The organism is Rhodococcus sp. p52 (assembly GCF_000763325.2).
Classification (GTDB): domain Bacteria; phylum Actinomycetota; class Actinomycetes; order Mycobacteriales; family Mycobacteriaceae; genus Rhodococcus; species Rhodococcus pyridinivorans.
The window spans coordinates 1,376,323-1,397,798 of sequence record NZ_CP016819.1; the positions used below are offsets into that span (position 1 = coordinate 1,376,323).

At 66.6% G+C, this 21,476-nt stretch carries 21 protein-coding genes; 11 read left to right on the forward strand and 10 right to left on the reverse strand.

The features are described 5' to 3' along the window. Window positions 1-67 precede the first annotated feature (67 nt). A complete protein-coding gene (sigM, locus tag IM25_RS06310; protein WP_033098127.1) occupies window positions 68-616 on the forward strand; it encodes an RNA polymerase sigma factor SigM in 549 nt (182 codons plus the stop codon). Between the two features lie 54 nt (window positions 617-670). Then, window positions 671-1,393, forward strand: coding sequence for a hypothetical protein (locus IM25_RS06315; RefSeq protein ID WP_033098128.1), 723 nt, complete (start codon window positions 671-673; stop codon window positions 1,391-1,393). A gap of 23 nt (window positions 1,394-1,416) precedes the next feature. Here IM25_RS06315 and IM25_RS06320 read toward each other — a convergent pair whose 3' ends face one another. Further along, window positions 1,417-1,968: a TetR family transcriptional regulator gene (locus IM25_RS06320; RefSeq protein ID WP_006550897.1), complete on the reverse strand. Its 552-nt coding sequence runs from the start codon at window positions 1,966-1,968 to the stop codon at window positions 1,417-1,419. 105 nt (window positions 1,969-2,073) lie between these two features. On the opposite strand from IM25_RS06320, the gene IM25_RS06325 reads away from it, so the two are divergent. From IM25_RS06325 to IM25_RS06340, 4 genes are all read left to right on the forward strand, one after another. Continuing rightward, window positions 2,074-3,273, forward strand: coding sequence for an NADH:flavin oxidoreductase (locus IM25_RS06325; RefSeq protein ID WP_033098071.1), 1,200 nt, complete (start codon window positions 2,074-2,076; stop codon window positions 3,271-3,273). A 200-nt stretch (window positions 3,274-3,473) separates the two neighbouring features. Next, window positions 3,474-4,439 (forward strand): thioredoxin-disulfide reductase, encoded by a 966-nt coding sequence (gene trxB / locus IM25_RS06330; RefSeq protein ID WP_065995876.1) that lies wholly within the window; start codon window positions 3,474-3,476, stop codon window positions 4,437-4,439. A gap of 46 nt (window positions 4,440-4,485) precedes the next feature. Then, window positions 4,486-4,815, forward strand: a complete 330-nt coding sequence (gene trxA, locus IM25_RS06335; RefSeq protein WP_006550900.1) for a thioredoxin — start codon at window positions 4,486-4,488, stop codon at window positions 4,813-4,815. A gap of 135 nt (window positions 4,816-4,950) precedes the next feature. Continuing rightward, window positions 4,951-6,129, forward strand: coding sequence for an N-acetylmuramoyl-L-alanine amidase (locus IM25_RS06340; RefSeq protein WP_006550901.1), 1,179 nt, complete (start codon window positions 4,951-4,953; stop codon window positions 6,127-6,129). Between the two features lie 75 nt (window positions 6,130-6,204). On the opposite strand, the gene IM25_RS06345 is transcribed toward IM25_RS06340, so the two are convergent. The 9 genes from IM25_RS06345 to rpmH all read right to left on the reverse strand — a co-directional run bounded on the left by IM25_RS06345 (window position 6,205) and on the right by rpmH (window position 13,147). Beyond that, window positions 6,205-6,894, reverse strand: coding sequence for a hypothetical protein (locus IM25_RS06345; protein ID WP_033098129.1), 690 nt, complete (start codon window positions 6,892-6,894; stop codon window positions 6,205-6,207). 58 nt (window positions 6,895-6,952) lie between these two features. Further along, complete coding sequence (locus IM25_RS06350; RefSeq protein ID WP_157126930.1) at window positions 6,953-8,185, reverse strand: ParB/RepB/Spo0J family partition protein; 1,233 nt, start codon at window positions 8,183-8,185, stop codon at window positions 6,953-6,955. Next, complete coding sequence (locus tag IM25_RS06355) at window positions 8,182-9,153, reverse strand: ParA family protein (protein ID WP_065995877.1); 972 nt, start codon at window positions 9,151-9,153, stop codon at window positions 8,182-8,184. The genes IM25_RS06350 and IM25_RS06355 overlap by 4 nt, the downstream gene beginning before the upstream one ends. Before the next feature lie 624 nt (window positions 9,154-9,777). After that, window positions 9,778-10,458: a 16S rRNA (guanine(527)-N(7))-methyltransferase RsmG gene (gene rsmG, locus IM25_RS06360; RefSeq protein ID WP_033098073.1), complete on the reverse strand. Its 681-nt coding sequence runs from the start codon at window positions 10,456-10,458 to the stop codon at window positions 9,778-9,780. Window positions 10,459-10,568: 110 nt separating this feature from the next. After that, on the reverse strand, window positions 10,569-11,114 hold the full coding sequence (locus tag IM25_RS06365; protein WP_006550906.1) for a Jag family protein: 546 nt from the start codon (window positions 11,112-11,114) through the stop codon (window positions 10,569-10,571). 22 nt (window positions 11,115-11,136) lie between these two features. After that, on the reverse strand, window positions 11,137-12,231 hold the full coding sequence (gene yidC / locus IM25_RS06370) for a membrane protein insertase YidC (RefSeq protein ID WP_006550907.1): 1,095 nt from the start codon (window positions 12,229-12,231) through the stop codon (window positions 11,137-11,139). A 69-nt stretch (window positions 12,232-12,300) separates the two neighbouring features. Further along, window positions 12,301-12,591, reverse strand: a complete 291-nt coding sequence (yidD, locus tag IM25_RS25325; RefSeq protein WP_084294968.1) for a membrane protein insertion efficiency factor YidD — start codon at window positions 12,589-12,591, stop codon at window positions 12,301-12,303. Next, on the reverse strand, window positions 12,588-12,983 hold the full coding sequence (gene rnpA, locus IM25_RS06375) for a ribonuclease P protein component (RefSeq protein ID WP_084294969.1): 396 nt from the start codon (window positions 12,981-12,983) through the stop codon (window positions 12,588-12,590). The genes yidD and rnpA overlap by 4 nt, the downstream gene beginning before the upstream one ends. A 20-nt stretch (window positions 12,984-13,003) precedes the next feature. Next, entirely contained in the window at window positions 13,004-13,147 is a 144-nt protein-coding gene (rpmH, locus tag IM25_RS06380) for a 50S ribosomal protein L34 (protein ID WP_006550910.1), read from the reverse strand. A 587-nt stretch (window positions 13,148-13,734) separates the two neighbouring features. Between rpmH and dnaA the strand changes: the two genes are divergently transcribed. From dnaA to gyrB, 5 genes are all read left to right on the forward strand, one after another. Further along, window positions 13,735-15,600, forward strand: a complete 1,866-nt coding sequence (gene dnaA / locus IM25_RS06385) for a chromosomal replication initiator protein DnaA (protein ID WP_065995878.1) — start codon at window positions 13,735-13,737, stop codon at window positions 15,598-15,600. A 502-nt stretch (window positions 15,601-16,102) separates the two neighbouring features. Then, window positions 16,103-17,287, forward strand: coding sequence for a DNA polymerase III subunit beta (gene dnaN, locus IM25_RS06390; RefSeq protein WP_065995879.1), 1,185 nt, complete (start codon window positions 16,103-16,105; stop codon window positions 17,285-17,287). A gap of 22 nt (window positions 17,288-17,309) precedes the next feature. Then, the gene (gene recF / locus IM25_RS06395; protein WP_006550913.1) at window positions 17,310-18,542 is read left to right on the forward strand and encodes a DNA replication/repair protein RecF; all 1,233 of its coding nucleotides are present in this window, start codon (window positions 17,310-17,312) and stop codon (window positions 18,540-18,542) included. Then, window positions 18,539-19,111, forward strand: coding sequence for a DUF721 family protein (locus tag IM25_RS06400; RefSeq protein ID WP_019290471.1), 573 nt, complete (start codon window positions 18,539-18,541; stop codon window positions 19,109-19,111). Before recF ends, IM25_RS06400 begins: the two co-directional genes overlap by 4 nt. Window positions 19,112-19,326: 215 nt before the next feature. Further along, window positions 19,327-21,363, forward strand: coding sequence for a DNA topoisomerase (ATP-hydrolyzing) subunit B (gyrB, locus tag IM25_RS06405; protein WP_019290470.1), 2,037 nt, complete (start codon window positions 19,327-19,329; stop codon window positions 21,361-21,363). The last annotated feature ends 113 nt before the right edge of the window (window positions 21,364-21,476 follow it).

The following is a 21,476-nucleotide window of genomic DNA, read 5'->3' on the forward strand; positions in this document are numbered from 1 at the left end:
CGCCGTGCCCGACGGGGGTGTCGACGACGGCGGAAGCGTGTCGGACGGGGTGGCGTCCGATGGAGCAGTGTCGGATGCCGAGCTGCTCGCAGCACACATCGCAGGCGATCGGCATGCCTTCTCCGCCTTGCTGGCACGACATCACGACCATCTGTGGCAGGTCGCGCGGCGGACGAGTTACTCGAACGAGGACGCGGCCGACGCGCTGCAGGAGGCACTGCTCTCGGCGCACCGGAGGGCTTCGGGTTTCCGGGAGGACGCCGCGGTCCGCAGCTGGTTGCATTCGATCGTCGTCAACGCGTGCCTCGATCGCATCCGCCGCAATCGTGTCCGCGTGACCGTCCCACTGTTCGAGGACGATTCGCACGACCTGCGTACCCCGCGCGATCCCATCCACGACACCGAGATCGCACTCGACATCGAATCCGCCCTGTTCGCACTGCCACCCGACCAGCGGGCAGCCGTCGTCGCGGTGGATGTGGAAGGTTTCTCCGTCCGGGAGGCGGCGCAACGTCTCGGTGTTCCGGAGGGAACGGTCAAGAGCCGCTGTGCCCGCGCGCGGAGCCGGCTCGCAGTTCTTCTCGACGACCTTCGCTCCGAGGGGAACCGATCGTGATCCTCCTCCGTCTTACTCTGGTGAGGGATGCCGAACCGCGGAGGAGAGTCGCGCATGAACGAGGACGAGATGCGTCCGTCGAACTCCGCCGAGATGCGCCCGCCGTACTCCGCGGAGTTGCTCGCCGATCTGCATGCCGGGGTGCTCGACGAGGAGCTCGCCGCCCGGTTGTGGCCGCGCGTGCGCCGCGATCCCGGGGCCGTCGTGTATCTGGCGCGGCTCGACGCGACGCAGGCGCGGTTGTCGGCCCTGCGCGGCGCTCCACCGAAGGAATCGATTCCGCCCGAGATCGCCGCGCGTATCGGTGCCGCGCTCGCGGAGGATCGATTCGACGACCGGTCCGATGTCCGGTCCACACCGTCCCGCATCGCACGGCGTCGCCGGTGGGCGGTGGCCGGTGCCGCGGTCGCGGCTGCAGTGGCGGTGTTGCTCGTGGTGGTCGTGCGCGAAACGGCTTTCGGTAGCGACGACCCGACCGGTGTTCCCGTCGCGGCAGCGGAAGACGAGGCCCTGTTCGAACCCTCCACCCTGCGGGCGATGATCGGCGACACCGATCCCGGTCTCCTCGGTGGAGCCGATCGTCTCCGAGAATGCTTGGACGCGAACGGTTTCGAAGGCCGGTCACCGATCGGTTCACGCGCGGTGCGGTACGCCGGCGACGATGCCGTCCTCGTCCTGTTGAGCGGACCGGACGCACCGGCGCTTACCGCTCTGGTGGTCGGAACCGACTGCGACGCAGATGATCCCGCGATATTGGTCCGCAAGACGATCGGCTGACCTTTCGGCGCTCGGGTCCGGCGCTACGCCACGGTCGACAACAGTTCCAGGATCCGCGCGCGCAGCGCGGGTGTGTCGTCCTCCGCGGCGATGAGGCCGGCGAACAACGCCGACCCCGCTGCCATCACGAGCACGGCCTTGGCGTCGATCTCGACGTCCGAGCCGTCGCCGTCGGCGAACAGGGCGGTGCTGGGGCCGCTGAACGTGCGCCAGAGCGTGTTGCGGAGGTCGTCGTGGTCCCGCAGTGCCGCGAGAAGCCCCGGGAGCGCAGCGCGGACCTCCGGCCGGGAGAACAATTCGATGCTCCCGGTGACCACCCATTCGATCCAGCCCTTGCGATCGATGCCGTCGTAGGGCGTCAGATCGGGTGCGGAACCGAGCAGTGCGTCGAGCACCAGGTGGGCCTTGGTCGGCCACCGACGCGTGAGTGCGGCGCGGCCGACGCCGGCGCGGGCGGCGACCGCCCGCAGGCTCAGCCCGTCCCAGCCGTGGGAGCGGAGCATCTCGCGGGTGGCGGTGAGGACGTCGTTGTCTATTCGGGGGTCGCGGGGGCGCCCCGGAGCGGTGCTGGGCATGGGATCCGTGATGTCGGGACCGAGTGGGAATCGATCTGGCGCGGAGTGTGACGAGCGTTATAGTCGAAGCGCAATTACGATACCACTGGCATCGAAAGTAGGGGCATGTCTTCGCCGCGACCCACCGTGTTCGAACCGGCCCGACTCGGGCCGCTCACCCTCCGCAACCGCATCGTCAAGGCGGCAACCTTCGAAGGGGTCATGCCTCGAGGAGCCGTCAGCGACGAACTCGTCGAATTCCACGCCGAGGTCGCCCGCGGCGGCACCGCCCTCACGACCGTCGCCTACTGCTCGGTCTCCCACGACGGCCGAGTCCACCGCGACACCCTCGTGCTCGACGCCGACTCCGTCCCCGGCCTGACCCGGCTCACCGACGCCGTGCACGCCGCCGGGGGTCTGGCCTCCTCGCAGATCGGCCACGCCGGACTCGTCGCCAACCAGATCTCCAACAAGATGAAGACGCTCGCGCCGTCCACGCGCATCAGCGCCCCCGCCATGGGGCTCGTCCGCGGCGCGACACTCGAGCAGCTCGATCGGGTGGTCGAGGACTACGCACGCGCCGCGCGCTTCGCCGTCGAGGCCGGATTCGACGCCGTCGAGGTCCACCTCGGGCACAACTACCTGCTCAGCTCCTTCATGAGCCCGAATCTCAACAAGCGCTCCGACAAGTACGGCGGCAGCATCGAGGGCCGTACCGCCTTCCCGCGTCGCGTGCTCGAGGCCGTCCGCACGGCGGTGGGGGAGGGGGTGGCCGTCATCGCGAAGTTCAACATGACCGACGGCGTGCCCCAGGGTCTGTGGCTCGACGAGTCCCTGCCCATGGCCAAGCTCATCGAGTCCGACGGCACCATCCATGCCATGCAGCTCACCGGCGGGAGCTCGCTGTTGAACGGGATGTACTTCTTCCGCGGCGACGTCCCCATGAAGGAGTTCCAGGCGTCGCAGCCGAAGGTCGTCGGCTGGGGACTGAAGGTCTACGGGCCGAAGATCTTCCCGAAGCTCCCGTTCGAGGAGGCATTCTTCCTGCCCATGGCCCGGCAGTTCCGCGAGGAACTGAAGATCCCGCTGATCCTGCTCGGCGGCATCAACCGGCTCGACACTATCGAGACGGCGCTCGACGAAGGCTTCGAGTTCGTCGCCATGGGCCGCGCGCTGCTGCGTGATCCGTATCTCGTCCGCAAGTTCGAGGAGAAGACGGCACACGAAGGTCTGTGTATCCACTGCAACAAGTGCATGCCGACCATCTATACGGGCACGCGTTGCGTGATCCGCGAGACGCTGCGGGACGTGCCCGGCGCGGCCTGAGACCGTACCGGTTCGCATCGAGGGCGGGCCGGTCGGGCGACCGGCCGGTCCGTACAGGGCGTCTGTGGCGGGACGCACGGCGGAAGGGGAACAACACCGTTTACCCTGGTGTTGACAGTATCTGTAGGCTGCCGTCCGGTTCCGGCCGGATCGCCCGCAGTCCTCGCGCCCCCGTTCACCCAACCGGAAGGCTCCGCCGCATGACGACCTCGCCCACGATTCACGACCTCATCATCGTCGGTTCGGGACCGGCCGGATACACCGCCGCCATCTACGCGGCCCGCGCCGAACTCACCCCGCTCGTCTTCGAGGGAACGCAGTTCGGTGGCGAGCTCATGACCACCACCGAGGTCGAGAACTTCCCGGGCTTCAAGGACGGGATCATGGGCCCGGAGCTCATGGACCAGATGCGTGAGCAGGCACTGCGTTTCGGCGCCGATCTGCGCACCGAGGACGTCGACGAGATGGACCTCACGGGCCCGGTCAAGACGGTCGTCGCCAATGGCGAGACCTACCGCAGCCACGCCGTCATCCTCGCGATGGGCGCCGAGCCGCGTTACCTCGGTGTGCCCGGGGAGTCGCAGCTGCTCGGCCGCGGCGTTTCCGCCTGCGCGACCTGCGACGGCTTCTTCTTCCGCGACCAGGACATCGCCGTCGTCGGCGGTGGCGACTCCGCGATGGAGGAGGCGACCTTCCTGACGCGCTTCGCGCGCAGCGTCACCCTCATCCACCGCCGCGAGGAGTTCCGCGCCTCGAAGATCATGCTCGAGCGCCCCCGCGCCAACGAGAAGATCCGCTTCGTCACCAACGCGAAGGTCGCCGAGGTGCAGGGCGAGAACAGCGTCACCAACCTCGTCCTCGAGGACACCGTCACCGGCGAGCGCAGCGCCCTGCCGGTCACCGGCTTGTTCGTCGCCGTCGGCCACGACCCGCGCAGCTCGCTCGTCAAGGGTCAGGTCGACCTCGACGACGAGGGCTACGTGAAGGTCTCGGCGCCGTCCACCGCGACCTCCGTGCCGGGTGTCTTCGCCGCGGGCGACCTCGTCGACCACACCTACCGCCAGGCGATCACCGCCGCCGGCACCGGATGCTCGGCGTCCATCGACGCGGAGCGGTGGCTCGTCGCGAACCGCGAGGTCGAGGCGCCGACGCTCGCCGAGGCCTGATCCACCACCCCGTTCCACATTCCACCCCGAGATTCAGGAGACATCCGTGGCCGACAAGAACACCGTCACCATCACCGACTCGTCGTTCGTCGAGGACGTACTGCAGTCCGAGAAGCCCGTCCTCGTCGACTTCTGGGCCACTTGGTGCGGTCCGTGCAAGATGGTCGCTCCGGTTCTCGAGGAGATCGCAGCCGAACACGGCGACAAGCTGACCGTCGCCAAGCTCGACATCGACGCCAATCCGTCGGCCGCACGCGACTACCAGGTCATGTCGATTCCCACGATGATCCTCTTCTCCGGTGGCAAGCCGACGAAGACGATCGTGGGGGCCAAGGGCAAGGCGGCGTTGCTTCGGGATCTCGCGGACGTCCTGTAGTACCGTCCCAGGATCAACCTCTCGGATGTGCCCGTGAGCCCGTCTTCACGGGCACATCCTTCATCCCACTCCCGTTCGATGCTGCCCAGCCCTCACGCCGGGCACCGATCCTGTCAGCACGGAAAGGCCCGATACATGCGCCCTCTTCGTCACGGCGACCACGGTCCGGCGGTCGCCGAGATCCGGAGCACCTTGGCCGGCCTGGGCTTCCTGCACAACGAGCCCGAGGAGTCGGGCGACTGGATGGGATCGGACGTCCGCTTCGATCGTGAACTCGACGGAGCCGTGCGCGCGTTCCAGCAGCAGCGCGGTCTGCTCGTCGACGGGACCGTAGGCCCCGCGACCTACCGTTCCTTGAAGGAAGCGTCGTACAAGCTCGGTGCGCGCACCCTGATGTATCAGCTCTCCGCTCCGCTTTACGGCGACGATGTCGCGGCCCTGCAGACCCGTCTGCAGGATCTCGGCTTCTACGTCGACCGCGTGGACGGCTACTTCGGGCCGAAGACCCACGAGGGTCTGTGCTCCTTTCAGCGCGAGATCGGACTCGCCTCCGACGGCATCTGCGGTGCCGAGACACTGCGCTCGCTCGAACTGCTCGGCACGCGCGTGTCGGGCGGGTCGCCCCACGCGATCTCCGAGGAGGAAATCGTGCGCCGCTCCGGTCCGCAGCTCAGCGGCAAGCGCATCGTCATCGACCCGGGTCTCGGCGGTAACACCCACGGCATCATCGTGCCGAGCCCTCACGGCCCGATCTCCGAGGCCGACATCCTGTGGGATCTTGCGCGTCGGCTCGAGGGCCGGATGGCGGCGACGGGCATGGAGACCTTCCTGTCGCGGCCGTACCACGTGAATCCGACCGACGTCGAACGCGCGGGCACGTCCAACGCGTTCGGTGCCGACCTCATGATCTCGCTGCGGTGCGACGCGAGCCACAGCCCCGCCGCGAACGGCATCGCGAGCTTCCACTACGGTAACTCGCACGGGTCCGAGTCGATGATCGGACAGGTGCTCTCCGGTTACATCCAGCGCGAGATCGTCGCCCGCACGAGCCTGCAGGACTGCCGCAGCCACGGCCGCACCTGGGATCTGCTGCGCCTGACGAACATGCCGACGGTGCAGATCGATCTCGGTTACCTCACCAACGAGCAGGACGCCGCGCTGCTCGCCGATCCGCGCAGCCGCGACATCATCGCCGAGGCGATCCTCATCGCGGTGAAGCGGCTGTACCTGCTCGGCCAGGACGACCAGCCGACCGGCACGTACACCTTCGCCGAGTTGCTTGCCGAAGAGTTGTCCATCTCCGACAGTCGCTAGCAGGCCCGTAGACGAGAAAAGGACCGCCTCGCAGAGTCTGCGGGGCGGTCCTTTTTCGTCGGTGTCGGGTGTACGTCAGTGGGCGCCGACGGCCGAACCTGCGGTCAGATCCGCGACGGTGAGAGAGGACTCCTCGAGGAGCCGATCGAGGGCGGCCTCCACGGCGAACTTCCACTCGTGGTCGCGGTCGAGCTCGAGACGCAGCCGCGGGTAGCGGTAGTGCGGGGCGACGACCTCGAAGCCCATGTCCTCGAGGAAGTCTGCGTCGATCATGCACTCCGTGTCGGAGCACCCGAGTGCGGCCGTCGCGTGCGGCACATCGCTCGCTTCTACGTCGGCGGTACGTCGGATCCCGAAGGCCTCGATGGCACGGACGTTACGACGGACGAGATCGGCGACGACACCGCGGATGAGGTCGGCTCCGACATCCGGCTCGTCCGCGTGCGGTTCGGTCCGCATGGATGTCAGCAGGATCGCGTCGGCGCTGACGGGCGCGGTAGGGAAGGCCTGCGCGCGGGGAACCATGCCCGGCGGAGCGTAGAGCGCGCACCCGGCGGCCTTGTCGCCGATCGTCGCGATCTGGCCGCACGACCCCCATTCGAGAAGGACCATGGACAGCCATGCTTCCTTCTCGAATTCGGGGTCGGCGAATTGCTGAACGTCGGGCGATGAGGTGGGATCCAGCTCCCAGAAAACGCACCGTCGCGCATGAGCAGGCAACTGCTCGATCCCACTCAACGTGAGCGGTGATACTCGGGTCGACACGGGATAGCTCGCCTCCACGTCTTTCGTCTACAGACTGTTGTCTTGCTCCGACGAGGAGTCAAGAAAGGTCGGTCTGAGACTCCATCATCTTCACGATGCGTTCGAGGTCGTCGACCGAACCGAACTCCACCACGATCTTGCCCTTGCGCTTGCCGAGGCTCACGGTCACGCGCGTGTCGAAGGAGTTCGACAGACGCTCCGCGACGTCCTGCAGCCCCGGCATCTGGATGGGCTTCCGACGCTTCTGCTGCGGAGCGTCGGGGGTGTCGTTGCGGTTGGCGAGCACGACGGCTTCTTCCGTCGCCCGCACGGACAGGCCCTCGGCGACGATGCGTGCGGCGAGTGCCTCCTGAGCGTCGGCACCGGCCTCGAGCGCCAACAAGGCACGCGCGTGCCCGGCCGACAGCACTCCGGCCGCCACGCGTCGTTGCACCGCGACCGGCAATTTGAGCAGCCGGATCATGTTCGTGATGACCGGCCGCGACCGTCCGAGCCGACTCGCGAGTTCCTCGTGGGTGACCTCGAACTCCTCGAGCAACTGCTGATAGGCCGCGGCCTCTTCGAGGGGGTTGAGCTGCACCCGGTGGATGTTCTCGAGCAGCGCGTCGCGCAACAGCGATTCGTCCTCGGTGTCGCGGACGATCGCGGGGATCGTGCCGAGGCCTGCCTCCTGGACGGCACGCCAGCGACGCTCACCCATCACGAGCTGGAATCGGTCGCCTTCGAGACGGCGGACCACGACCGGCTGCATGAGCCCGAACTCGCGGACGGAGTGGACGAGCTCGGCGAGCGCTTCCTCGTCGAAGACCTGCCGCGGCTGCTTCGGGTTGGGCTCGATCCGGTCGATCGGGATCTCGAGGTACACCGCTCCGGTGGGGGAGGGGAGGGGTTCGCTTTCGGATGCCGCTCCGGACGCCCGTGCCGCGTCGTCCTCGACAGGCTCCGCCGGGGACGCGGGCGCCGGCGTTCTGCCGTCGCCGATGATGAGATCGGCGGCTGCCATACCCAGACCCGATGACGGGAGGGTCAGGACCGACGAGCCGGGGCGACGCGACGCAGCCGACTTGGACTGTCCGCCCGAAGCAGGCTTCGACGGTTCACCCGCGGCCGGTGCGGACTTGGCCGGCGCAGGAACGGCCGGAGCAGCGGTATCGGTGGGAGCGGTGGCCGTGGGGGCGGCGGCAGTGGAACTCGGGGCGGCCGTGGGCTTCTGCTCTGCATCCACCGGGGGCCCGGTGGGGATGAGCGCTGCCAGACCTCGACCGAGCCCGCCTTTACGTGTCGCGCTCATCCGTTCCCCTGATTCTCGTGTACCCCGCGTGCCGCCAACTCGCGCCCGGCGTCGAGGTAGCTCATCGCGCCGCGCGATCCAGGATCGTAGTCGAGAACGGTCATCCCGTAACCGGGAGCTTCGGAAACCTTCACGCTGCGGGGAATGACCGAACGCAGCACCGCGCTGCCGAAGTGCGCACGCACCTCTGCGGCGACCTGATCGGCCAGCTTGGTGCGACCGTCGTACATCGTCAGGAGGACGGTGGAGACGTGCAGTTCGGGGTTGAGGTGCGACTGGACGAGCTCGATGTTGCGCAGGAGCTGCCCGACACCTTCGAGTGCGTAGTACTCGCATTGGATGGGTATGAGAACTTCCTTCGCCGCGACGAGCGCGTTGACCGTGAGCAGACCGAGCGACGGCGGGCAGTCGATGATCACGTAGTCGAACTCGCGGTCGCCTAGCGCCTCCTTGGTGAGGGCGTTCCGGAGGCGGTTCTCGCGCGCGACCATCGAGACGAGTTCGATCTCGGCACCGGCGAGATCGATCGTGGCGGGGGTACAGAAGAGGCGTTCGTTGTGCGGGCTCTGCTGCACGGCCTCGGCGGCATTGATCTCGCCGAGGAGGATCTCGTAGCTCGAGGGCACACCGGAATAGTGCGGCACGCCCAGGGCGGTGCTCGCGTTGCCCTGCGGATCGAGGTCGACCACGAGGACCGACAATCCTTGCACGGCGAGCGCGGAGGCGATGTTCACCGCCGTGGTGGTCTTACCGACCCCGCCCTTCTGATTGGCGATCGTGAAGACGCGACGCTCGCGCGGCTTGGGCAGTGCGTTGGCATCGCTCGGATGCAGGACCTGGGTGGCGCGATGAGCAGCCGCGCCGATCGGGGTGTCGACGGTGGAGAAACCGTCGAAGGGTACGGGGGAGAAGTCGTCCTCGGCGCCTCCGGTTTCACGTGAAACAGCGGATTCAGATCCACCCGTCATAGAACACTCCTTACACGTAGATCCGCTCGGTTCGCACGCTACATCCTCGTCGCTTCCCGGTCGCGACTTCGAAGACCGGGTCGAGGCGCCGAAGGGAGAATGCGAGTCCCGGGCCCGGAGCTGTCGCCGGCCTTCCGACCACGCGCACGCATTCTCAGTCGGTTCAGTATCCCATCCGCATTCTAGGTTCCGTCGGCGACATGGCCGGGTGACGTTTCACGTGAAACGGGGAGCGGAGTTGTTTCACGTGAAACAGGCGGAGGAGCGGCTCGGTGGGTTCACGTGAAACAATCCCGACCCACACGAGTGGGCCCGAGAACCGCGAACACCCAGACTGAAATGCTTTGGTCCGCAATACTATTCACATTAGTGAGTTTCAATCGTAGTGCACACGAAGATAATTCGTTTAATAAGCACATTTCAGGGAATCTGAAACATCACAGTGACGAAACGTCATGGGGTGATCGGGTCTGGTGTGACAACGTCCGAAACAACCGTTTTGCACCGGTAATGTACTCGAGTAGATTCCTCGAGTCGGAAAGAATGTCTCGGAAACGGCAACACCCTCCCGACCCGGTAGGGGAGGGGAGGGTGTCGGGGCGATCGTCGCGCCAGGCGATTCGCTCAGCGCTTCTTGCGACGCCGCGCCGGCCGCGGAATCCGCTCGGCCTTCACGACGATCGTCGGTGTCGGAAGGAGATTGCCTCCGCACTCGAGCACCTCGAGATTGCCGGCACCGAGGCGAGCGAGTTCGTCGTGATCGCGGTCGATCTCTTCTCGAGCGGACGAACCCTTCAACGCCAGCATCCGGCCTCCCTCGTGGACGAGGGGGAGCGACCACTTGGCGAGCTTGGCGAGAGGTGCGACGGCACGGGAAGTCACGACGTCTGCGCCGCCCGCCTCCTGGAGGACGCTCGGCTGCTCAGCACGGCCACGGACCACGAGAATGTTCTCGATCCCGTGGGATTCGACGAACTCCGCCAGATAGACGGTGCGGCGCAGAAGCGGCTCGACGAGCGTGACCTGGAGGTCGGGACGGGCAAGTGCGAGAGGAATACCCGGCAGACCGGCACCGCTGCCCACGTCGACGACTGTCTCACCCTCCTGGATGAGTTCGCCCACCACGGCGCAGTTGAGAATGTGTCGTTCCCACAGGCGCGGCACCTCACGCGGCCCGATGAGCCCCCGCTCGACACCTGCCGTCGACAACGAATGGTGGTACCGCTCGGCAAGTTCGGTCCGATCCCCGAAGACCCGCTGCGCGACCGCCGACAGTTCCGCCTCGTGCTGTTCCACGTGAAACATCCTTTCCTGTCGGCTCACCCGAAACAACATCGGGACCCACAGCATCAGTTACGAAAAGGCGAAGAGGGACTCTGACGACGCAGAGTCCCTCTTCGGTCGGCACGGCCGACTCAATCCTTGACGATCACCACACGGCGGTGCGGTTCCGCACCCTCGCTCTCGCTGGACACACCGTCGATCTTCGCGACGGCGTCGTGCACGATCTTGCGCTCGAACGGCGTCATCGGCTCGAGCTCTTCGCGCTTGCTGGTCTCGAGCACGCGCTTCGCGGCCGACGCGCCGAGCGATGAGAGCTCGGCACGCTTGCCTGCACGCCACCCGGCGATGTCGAGCATGAGCTTGCTGCGCTCGCCGGTCGCCTGCTGCACGGCGAGACGGGTGAGCTCCTGCAGAGCGTCGAGAACCTCACCGTTGCGACCCACCAGCTTGGTCAGATCCTTACCGCCGTCGATGCTCACGACCGCGCGGTCGCCCTCGACGTCGAGGTCGATGTCACCGTCGAAATCGAGAACGTCGAGCAACTGCTCCAGGTAGTCGCCGGCGATCTCGCCTTCTTCGATGAGGTAGTCGTCATCGAGATCGGCGTCCGCCGCAGTGTCGCGCTCCTCGGGTGCCACCGCGAGGTCCTCTTCCACCTTGTCCAGGTCACTGGCCATATTCAGCTCTCTTCTACTTCGGTCAGCGCCGCTTGCGCTTGGAGTTCTTGGGTCGGCTACCCGGCTTGGGAGCGGACGCACCGGACTTCGAAGCCGCAGGCGAGCCGTCGCCGGCCGCGGCGTCCTTCTGCAGCGACACCTCGCCGGTCTCGTCGACCGTGGCATCGACGGCGTCGGACGCTGCGGCCGAGCCTTTCTTCTTGGACTTGTCGGGGCGAGCACCCGGCTTCGGTGCGTTCTCGTTCCGGCGGGCCAGAGCCGCAGCCTTCTTCTCCTCTTCCTCCTTGTCGATACGGCGGAAGACGAGGTGCTGCTGTCCGTAGGTCCAGATGTTGTTGCTGACCCAGTAGATGATGACGGCGATCGGCAGGAACGGACCACCGACGAGCACACCGAGTGGGAAGACGTACAGAGCCAGCTTGTTCATGATCGCGGCCTGCGGGTTCGCGGCGGCCTGCGCGCTCTGGCGGGAGACCGAGGCACGAGCGTTGAAGTGCGTGGCGACGCCGGCGACGATCATGAGCGGCACCGCGACGGCGGCAATTTGCCAGCGCGTCGGAATGCCGCCGAAAGGCTCGAACGCCTCGAGCGACGCCATCGGCTGCGTGATCCACGACGAAATCGGAGCACCGAACAGGCGGGCGCTCAGGAACGACTGGACGTCCTCCGGGCTGAACGCATAGTTGCCGATCTGCGCGTTCTCCTCCGGAGTCAGCCCGAGCTGGCCGAAGCCGGTACCCGTGCGGTTGAACGAGCGCAGCACGTGGAACAAGCCGATGAAGACCGGGACCTGCAGCAGAACGGGCAGACAGCCCATCAACGGATTGAAGCCGTGCTCCTTCTGGAGCTTCTGCATCTCGAGTGCCTGGCGCTGCCGGTCCTTGGCGTACTTCTTCTGAAGTGCCTTGATCTGCGGCTGCAGCTCCTGCATCTGGCGGGTCGTGCGAACCTGCTTGACGAAAGGCTTGTAGAGAATCGCGCGCAGGGTGAACACGAGGAACACCACCGACAGCGCCCAGGTCCAACCGCTGTCCGGTCCTAGGAACGGGATCGCGGCGAAGACTTTGTGCCAGACCCAGAGGATCCAGGACACGGGATAGTAGATGAAGTCGAGCACGGCTCTATGTACTCCTCTGGTCGTCCATGATCGCCACGAAGAGGCGTCGGTCTCGGGTCTCGGCTCCGGTCAGGTACCCACTGGGGACGACCGATGTTTCCGTTCGGGTACCGGATCCCACCCACCAGGGTGCCAGGGGCCACACTTGAGCAGTCTCACCGATGCCAGGACCACACCGACGACGACACCCCGCGTGCGCAGCGCCTCCACGGCGTACTCGCTACAAGTCGGGGTGAATCGACAGGTCGGCATCCGTGTGGGCGACACATAGGTGCGATAGAGCTCGATACAGAAGATCAATGCCCGGGCCGGGGCGGACCGCAGGGACCGCCACCACGACCTCCGCTCGGGCTCGGTCATGCGCGAGCACTCCCATGCGAGGCGGAAGCACCGGCGTCGAGCAGTCCGAGGCGGGTGAGACCCGACCGCACCTGCTTGTCGAGCTCACGGGAATCCGCGATGGCAGCGCCGGGTAGTGCGCGCAGCACGATGTCGGTCTCGGAGGGCAGAGCCTCGACGAGACCTGCACAGATATGACGAAGCCGGCGTGCGACTCGATGTCGAATCCCCGCCGGCCCGACAGCCTTGCTCACGACCAGTCCGAAACGCGGACCGCCGACACTCACCAAGGACTCGGTGCGATCGCGTTCGAGAACGTGAACCACCAGATCCCGCCGCCCCTGACGACGCCCTCGGCGGACGGTATCCGAGAAATCCGAGTGGCGCCGCAGTCGATACGGCTCAGGTAGCACCCCGAGCTCCCGTTAGGGAATCAGGCGGTGAGAGAAGCGCGGCCCTTACGGCGACGCGCCGAAACGATCGCGCGACCCGCACGGGTGCGCATCCGGAGACGGAAGCCGTGAACGCGCGCGCGGCGTCGGTTGTTCGGCTGGAACGTCCGCTTGCCCTTGGCCACGGTCGACACTCCTCGATAATTCTGCGACGGCGCGGCAAGCACCGTCGTCCAACGTGTACGTGAATTCGCAGGATTCGTATTGCTCGACTCGAGCCGGACGAACCCGTCACCTCGGTATGAGTGACTGTTCGAGGCTACTCGGACGCGGGCGCGAAATCAAACCGCGACGAACAGCGCCGATCAACGCGACACGCCGGACCTGTTCGGCGAAAACTACTCGCCGAGAAGATATGTGATCCGGAGCACAGCTCGGGTACGCTTTGGGCCATGTCTTCGACGGCGCATCGCGACTACCTGTGCAGTCCCGCGTCTCGCTCCGTTCGACGACGATGTGCCGGCCGGTGACGGCCTGCTGCCCCGCGCCTCTTCGGGCGTCGTCGCGCAGCTTCTCCGGGCGCGTTCACCGAACACGGAGTCGGACCGCGTCGCACCGTGTGTCACACTGATCCTCGCAGACCGCCCGGGCCCACGAGCCCCGCCGAGCGAATACACACCTCCCATCCACACATCAACCGGGTGATTCCCCCGGTTGTCCACACCTGTGGATAATCGTGTGGAAAACCGGTGACCAAAGGGAGGGAAGCTGCGTGAGCGACGAGCCGAACGCGCTGGCCGATGTGTGGACGGACGTCGTATCCGAGCTGACCATCGACGACGGAATGCTGACGAAGAGCCAGAAGGCATGGCTCGCGCTGGTAAAACCGATCACGCTCGCACAGGGATTCGCGCTGCTCTCGGTGCCGTCCACCCTCGCCCAGCAATCGATCGAACGCGATCTGCGCGAACCCATCCTCCGCACCCTCAACCGGCACCTCGGTCACCGGGTCGAGGGTCTCGGTGTGCGTGTCGAACCGCGGGAACGCATGGACGACCCCGCCGAGGATCCCTACGCCGAACCCCGCGACACGCTGCCCCTCGAGGGTCTGCCGGAAGATGCACAGCCTGTGAATCCGCGCACGGCAGAGCCCCGCAGCCGTGACCCGCGCACGGCAGAGCCCCGCAGCCGTGACCCGCGCACGGCAGAGCCCCGCAGCCGTGACCCGCGCACGGCAGAGCCCCGCAGCCGTGACCCGCGCACGGCAGAGCCCCGCAGCCGTGATCTGCGCACGGCAGAGCCCCGCAGCCGTGATCTGCGTCGCGACCCTCCGATGCCCCGGGATGTCGCCGGCGCGCGGGACGGGGCTGTGGCCAGGGACGGCGTCGGGCCGATGGACGGGGGATTCACCCGGGACGGCATGCTTCCCGGTGAGGGTGCGGCCTATCGGCGACGCCTGATCTCCTCGCGCGAGCACGACATGCTCGAGGCCGACCACGGCGAACTCGAGGAGGTCGACGACGACCGGGAGGCGATGACCGCCGTCCGCGAGTCGTGGCCGTCCTATTTCACCCAGCCCCCGCCGCCCGAGACGCCGCCCATCGGCAGCAGCAGCCTCAACGCGAAGTACACCTTCGACACCTTCGTGATCGGTGCGTCGAACCGGTTCGCGCACGCCGCGGCGGTGGCCATCGCCGAGGCACCGGCGCGCGCCTACAACCCCCTGTTCATCTGGGGCGCCTCGGGCCTGGGGAAGACCCATCTGCTGCACGCCGCCGGCCACTATGCACAGCGCCTCTTCCCGGGCATGCGGGTGAAGTACGTCTCCACCGAGGAGTTCACCAACGACTTCATCAACAGCCTCCGCGACGACCGCAAGGTCGCGTTCAAGCGGCGCTACCGCGAGACCGACATCCTCCTCGTCGACGACATCCAGTTCATCGAGGGCAAGGAAGGCATCCAGGAGGAGTTCTTCCACACTTTCAACACCCTCCACAACGCCAACAAGCAGATCGTCGTCTCGTCCGACCGGCCGCCCAAGCAGCTCGCGACGCTCGAGGAACGACTGCGGACCCGGTTCGAGTGGGGACTGATCACCGACGTCCAGCCTCCCGAACTCGAGACGCGCATCGCGATCCTGTCGAAGAAAGCACGCATGGACGGTCTGAACGTGCCGCACGACGTGCTCGAGCTGATCGCGAGCCGGATCGAACGCAATATCCGCGAACTCGAGGGTGCCCTGATCCGTGTGACGGCCTTCGCGTCGCTCAACAGGCAGCCGCTCGATCTCACCCTCGCCGAGGTCGTGCTGCGTGATCTGATGCCGGATTCCTCGGCTCTCGAGATCAATGCCGCCACGATCATGGCTGTGACCGCGGAGTACTTCGGGACGTCGATAGACGACCTGTGCGGGCCCGGAAAGGCACGGCCGCTGGCGCAGGCCCGCCAGATCGCGATGTATCTGTGCCGCGAGCTCACCGACCTGTCGCTGCCGAAGATCGGGCAGACCTTCGGTCGCGACCACACCACAGTCATGTACGCGGACAAGAAGATTCGCAAGGAGATGACCGAGCGTCGCAAGGTCTACGACCAGGTTCAGGAGCTCACCGCGCGTATCAAACAGCGGTCCAAGCGCTGATTCCTCAAGCCTCGAGTTTCCATCCACAGGGAGCGTCCACAGGGCGCTCCCTGTCCCGTATCTCGAGAAATTTCCGGTCCCCACACCTGTGGACAAGGGTGTGCAGAACGTGGGATCTTTGTGGACGAACGGTGGACAAAGAATGAACAGTCTCGAGGAATCCACATTCATCCTCGAGAACTCCTCGAGTTCATCCTCGAGTTCGACGCCCTCGAGAACGTTGCCCCACCAGCCTAGACGGTCGTTCGTCCACAGATTCCACAGGCCCTATTACTACTTCTGTGAGTTCTCTTCAGAAATCTTCTTTCAAAACAGGTGTGTGGAGAGCGTCGGTCCACAGGCCCTCGAATGAGGCTCACGCCTCGAGCCTCCCGGCTTTCCAAGCAGCGAGGGAAGGCATAACGTGGACCCGCATCCCCCGGCTCCGCTCTCATCGGTGTCGGGGTTCTGTGACAGACTTCGTAGACTTGTCGAGACCACGATCGAAGGGATCCACCGGGCGATGGAGCTGGGAAGTATGAAGTTTCGTGTGCCTCGCGAGGACTTCGCTGATTCCGTTGCATGGGTTGCCCGAAGCCTTCCGTCGCGACCCCCCCTTCCCGTCCTGGGCGGTGTCCTACTCGGAGCGGACGAACGCGGGCTGACGGTCTCGGGCTTCGATTACGAGGTATCCGCGCAGGTCCACGTCTCGGCCGAGGTCATCACCCCCGGTCAGGTGCTGGTGTCCGGCAAGCTGCTCGCCGACATCCCCCGCGCGTTGCCCCACAAGCCTGTGGATGTCGTGCTCGACGGCACCCGTGTGCTCATCACGTGCGGTAGCGCCAAGTTCTCGCTCCCCACCATGCCTGTGGAGGACTACCCGCAGCTGCCCGCGCTCCCGCAGCAGACCGGTGCACTCTCCGGCGATCTGTTCGCCGAGGCCATCAGCCAGGTCGCCGTCGCCGCCGGCAAGGACGACACGCTTCCCATGCTCACGGGCATCCGAGTCGAGATCGAGGGCACCGACATGGTGCTCGCTGCCACCGACCGTTTCCGTCTCGCAGTGCGCAAGCTCGAGTGGATGCCCACCGCGGAGTCCACCAGCTCGGCCGTGCTCGTGCCCGCAAAGACCCTCTCCGAGGCCGCGAAAACTGTTGGCGGGTCGTCCAACTCCCCGGTCCAGCTCGCGCTCGGCAGCGGGTCGTCGGTGGGCGCCGAGGGCCTGCTCGGCATCGTCGCCGAAGGTCGCCGCACCACCACGCGCCTGCTCGACGCCGAATTCCCCAAGTTCCGCCAGTTGCTCCCCAACGAGCACACCGCGATGGCGACCGTCGAAATCGCACCGTTGGTCGACGCGATCAAGCGTGTCGCGCTGGTCGCCGAGCGCGGTGCGCAGGTCCGACTCGAGTTCACCGAGGGCAGCGTGATGCTGTCCGCCGGTGGCGACGACGCCGGCCGCGCCGAGGAATCGCATCCCGCGGAGTTCTTCGGTGAGCCGCTGATCATCGCGTTCAACCCCGGCTACCTGCTCGACGGTCTGACGTCGCTGCACACCGACAAGGTCTCGTTCGGGTTCACCACTTCGAGTCGTCCGGCCGTGCTGCGGCCGGCGCTCGACGAGGAGCCCGTGCCGGATTCCTCGGGTACGTTCGCCGCTCCGGACAGCGATTACACCTATCTTCTGATGCCGGTGCGCCTGCCGGGCTGACCGGCCCCGAGACTGGACCCCCGTGTACGTTCGCACCTTCTCGCTGCGCGACTTCCGTTCGTGGAGAACGGTTTCCGTCGACCTCACTCCGGGGGCGACGGTCTTCGTCGGGCGCAACGGACACGGGAAGACCAATCTGCTCGAGGCCCTCGGATATCTGTCGACGCTGTCGTCGCACCGGGTGTCCTCCGACGGCCCGCTGCTGCGGGCCGGCACGTCGCGGGCGTTCGCCGGGGCGCTGGTCGTCAACAACGGTCGTGAGCTCGGTATCGACATCGAGATCAACGAGGCCAAGCAGAACCGGGCGCGGATCAATCAGTCGCCCGCCCGGCGTCCTCGAGAGATCCTCGGCATCCTCCGCACGGTGCTCTTCGCCCCGGAGGATCTGTCGCTCGTGCGCGGCGACCCGGGTGATCGCCGGCGGTTCCTCGATGAACTGCTCAGCACGCGTTTCCCGCGGATGAGCGGGGTTCGGGCCGACTACGACAAGGTGCTGCGCCAGCGATCCGCCCTGCTCAAGACCGCGGGGGGAGCACTGCGGCGAGGGAGTCGCTCGAGCGACGGGGCGGGCGCTCTGGCGACCCTCGACGTGTGGGACGGTCATCTCGCGGCCCACGGAGCCGAGCTGCTCGCCGCGCGCATCGCGTTGCTGCACGAACTGGCCCCGCACGTGTCCGAGGCGTACCGGTCGATCGCACCCGAGTCGCGTCCGGCGAGCCTGCGTTATCGCAGCAGCCTGGCCGACGCGCTGCCGCCGGAGTTCTCCGACCCGGCCCGCACGCCCGCGCCCGACGACCGGGAGTTTCTCGAGACCGTCTTCCTCCACCGCCTCGCGGAGGTGCGGTCGAAGGAGATCGAACGCGGCGTCTGCCTCGTCGGACCCCACCGCGACGATCTCGACCTGACGCTCGGTGCCGAACCCGCGAAAGGCTATGCGAGCCACGGCGAATCGTGGTCGTTCGCGCTCGCACTGCGGCTCGGGGCATTCGCCCTGCTCCGCACCGACGGCACCGATCCCGTTCTCATGCTCGACGACGTCTTCGCCGAACTCGACCGACGGCGCCGCTCCGCCCTCGCCGAGGTCGCCGCGACGGCCGAACAGGTGCTGATCACGGCGGCCGTGCCGGAGGACGTGCCGGCCGAACTGAACGGCGCCCGATACCCCGTGCATGCCGAGGACACCGAAGAAGGTCGTATCTCTGTGCTGGGATCGGTGCAACGGGAGACGGACCCGCTCACCGGGGAGGTCGGATGAACGACGAACAAGCAGGTCCCGAACGCGGTGCCGGGCCGGAGCGCAGCGCGGACGAGCCGGAGCCGAAGGGCATCGATCTGGCCCGCCGCGCGCTCGAGGAGGCTCGAGCTGCCGCCAAGGCGAGCGGTAAGGCCGTCGGCCAGGGACGCGCGTCGCGCGGGCCGCTGCGCCCGAAACGCCGACGTCGTGGCTGGTCGGGACCCGGGCCGGACGACCGCGATCCCCAGACCCTCGGTTCGCTCGCGCAGTCGCTGTCCAAACAGCGGGGCTGGTCGGCGCACGTGTCCGAGGGCACCGTCATGGGAAGCTGGGCGCGGGTCGTCGGCGACGACATCGCGAGCCATGCCCAGCCGACCACACTGCGCGACGGGATCCTGCACGTCTCGGCCGAGTCGACCGCCTGGGCGACCCAGCTGCGGATGATGCAATCGCAGATTCTCGCCAAGATCGCCGCGGCCGTGGGGCACGGGGTGGTCAAGGAACTGCGGATCACCGGCCCGACGGCTCCGAGCTGGCGGAAAGGCGAACGCCACATCCGCGGCCGCGGACCGCGCGACACCTACGGGTGATCCCGGGCTCGCTCCCGGCCCGTACGAGGGGCGAAAATCGGAGCGCGTAGGAAATCACGTTGTCCGGGTCGCGAAGAGGCCGCTACGGGGACGTCAGCGGTACGGAACGCCCGCTTTCGTGTCCGCCCCGGCGCAAGGCTCACAGGCACGTAGGATGGACAGGAATGCGTCGCGCGCGTGCGCGGGGCCGATCGGAGAAGGAGAGCTACCCACCCGTGGCTGCCCAGAAGTCGAACAACAACAAGAGTGAGTACGGTGCGTCGTCCATCACCGTCCTCGAGGGTCTCGAGGCGGTGCGCAAGCGCCCCGGTATGTACATCGGTTCCACCGGAGAGCGTGGCCTGCACCACCTGATCTGGGAGGTCGTCGACAACTCCGTCGACGAGGCCATGGCCGGTTACGCGTCGAAGGTGGAGGTCACCCTCCTCGCCGACGGCGGTGTCCAGGTCGTCGACGACGGTCGCGGTATCCCCGTCGGTATGCACGCCTCCGGTGTGCCCACCGTCGAGGTCGTCCTCACCCAGCTCCACGCGGGTGGCAAGTTCGACTCCGATGCCTACGCCGTCTCCGGCGGTCTGCACGGTGTCGGTATCTCCGTGGTGAACGCCCTGTCCACAACCCTCGAGGTCGAGATCGACAACGACGGCTACCACTGGGAGCAGACGTACACCGCCTCGAAGCCGGGCGAGCTCGTCCGCGGTGAGGCCACCAAGCAGACCGGTACCACCGTCCGCTTCTGGCCGGACCCGGAGATCTTCGAGACCACGACGTTCAACTTCGAGACCGTCGCGCGTCGCCTGCAGGAGATGGCGTTCCTCAACAAGGGACTGACCATCACTCTCACCGACGAGCGGGTCGCTCCCGAAGAGGTCACCGACGAGGACGTCCCGGAGACCGCCGAGGCGCCGAAGACCGCCGAGGACCAGGCCGTCGAGGCAACCGAGCCCGAGGTGCACAAGGTCAAGGTCCGCACCTACCACTACCCGGGTGGTCTCGAGGACTACGTGCGCCACATCAACCGCACGAAGTCGCCGATCCATAACTCCGTCGTCGGGTTCACCGCCAAGGGCACCGGCCACGAACTCGAGGTCGCGATGCAGTGGAACTCGGGTTACTCCGAGTCCGTCCACACCTTCGCCAACACCATCAACACCCACGAGGGCGGTACGCACGAGGAAGGCTTCCGTGCGGCGCTGACCACGGTCGTCAACCGCTACGCGAAGGACAAGAAACTCCTCAAGGACAAGGACCCGAACCTCACGGGTGACGACATCCGTGAGGGTCTCGCGGCGATCATCTCCGTCAAGGTCGCTGAGCCGCAGTTCGAGGGCCAGACGAAGACCAAGCTCGGCAACACCGAGGTGAAGTCCTTCGTGCAGAAGGCGTGCAACGAGCACATCTCGCACTGGTTCGAGGCCAACCCGGCCGACGCGAAGACGATCGTCACCAAGGCCGTGTCGTCGGCGCACGCGCGTGTCGCCGCTCGTAAGGCGCGCGAGCTCGTCCGCCGCAAGAGCGCGACCGACATCGGTGGTCTGCCCGGCAAGCTCGCCGACTGCCGGTCGAAGGACCCGAGCAAGTGTGAGATCTACATCGTGGAGGGCGACTCCGCGGGTGGCTCCGCCAAGTCGGGTCGCGACTCGATGTACCAGGCGATCCTTCCGCTGCGCGGCAAGATCATCAACGTCGAGAAGGCCCGGATCGACAAGGTCCTCAAGAACGCCGAGGTCCAGTCGATCATCACGGCGTTCGGTACCGGCATCCACGAGGAATTCGACATCTCGAAGCTGCGGTACCACAAGATCGTCCTGATGGCCGACGCCGACGTCGACGGTCAGCACATCGCGACGCTGCTGCTCACGCTGCTCTTCCGCTTCATGCGGCCGCTGGTCGAGGAAGGCCACGTCTTCCTGGCACAGCCGCCGCTGTACAAGCTCAAGTGGCAGCGCAGCGAGCCGGAGTTCGCGTACTCCGACCGCGAGCGCGACGCCCTGCTCGAGGCGGGTCTGAAGGCCGGCAAGAGGATCAACAAGGACGACGGCATCCAGCGCTACAAGGGCCTCGGTGAAATGAACGCCAAAGAGCTGTGGGAGACCACCATGGATCCGAGCGTCCGCGTCCTGCGTCAGGTGACCCTTGACGACGCCGCTGCCGCCGACGAGCTGTTCAGCGTTCTGATGGGTGAGGACGTCGCGGCACGACGGAGCTTCATCACCCGTAACGCGAAGGATGTCCGCTTCCTCGACGTCTGATCACGGCCGGCAGCGCCGGAGAACTGCATGCGAATCCCCGCTGTGTCGTACAGCACGGCGGGGATTCGCATGTCGTGCGCCCGGAAGTGGGCAGGGCCGTTAGCCTTCTTCGT

Excerpts from the sequence above, each read along its gene's own strand:
- IM25_RS06315 (WP_033098128.1), top strand. The coding sequence starts at position 671 with ATGAACGAGGACGAGATGCGTCCGTCGAACTCCGCCGAGATGCGCCCG.
- IM25_RS06320 (WP_006550897.1), bottom strand. The coding sequence starts at position 1,968 with ATGCCCAGCACCGCTCCGGGGCGCCCCCGCGACCCCCGAATAGACAAC.
- IM25_RS06325 (WP_033098071.1), top strand. The coding sequence starts at position 2,074 with ATGTCTTCGCCGCGACCCACCGTGTTCGAACCGGCCCGACTCGGGCCG.
- trxB (WP_065995876.1), top strand. The coding sequence starts at position 3,474 with ATGACGACCTCGCCCACGATTCACGACCTCATCATCGTCGGTTCGGGA.
- IM25_RS06340 (WP_006550901.1), top strand. The coding sequence starts at position 4,951 with ATGCGCCCTCTTCGTCACGGCGACCACGGTCCGGCGGTCGCCGAGATC.
- IM25_RS06350 (WP_157126930.1), bottom strand. The coding sequence starts at position 8,185 with ATGAGCGCGACACGTAAAGGCGGGCTCGGTCGAGGTCTGGCAGCGCTC.
- IM25_RS06355 (WP_065995877.1), bottom strand. The coding sequence starts at position 9,153 with ATGACGGGTGGATCTGAATCCGCTGTTTCACGTGAAACCGGAGGCGCC.
- rsmG (WP_033098073.1), bottom strand. The coding sequence starts at position 10,458 with ATGTTTCACGTGGAACAGCACGAGGCGGAACTGTCGGCGGTCGCGCAG.
- IM25_RS06365 (WP_006550906.1), bottom strand. The coding sequence starts at position 11,114 with ATGGCCAGTGACCTGGACAAGGTGGAAGAGGACCTCGCGGTGGCACCC.
- yidD (WP_084294968.1), bottom strand. The coding sequence starts at position 12,591 with ATGACCGAGCCCGAGCGGAGGTCGTGGTGGCGGTCCCTGCGGTCCGCC.
- dnaN (WP_065995879.1), top strand. The coding sequence starts at position 16,103 with ATGGAGCTGGGAAGTATGAAGTTTCGTGTGCCTCGCGAGGACTTCGCT.
- IM25_RS06400 (WP_019290471.1), top strand. The coding sequence starts at position 18,539 with ATGAACGACGAACAAGCAGGTCCCGAACGCGGTGCCGGGCCGGAGCGC.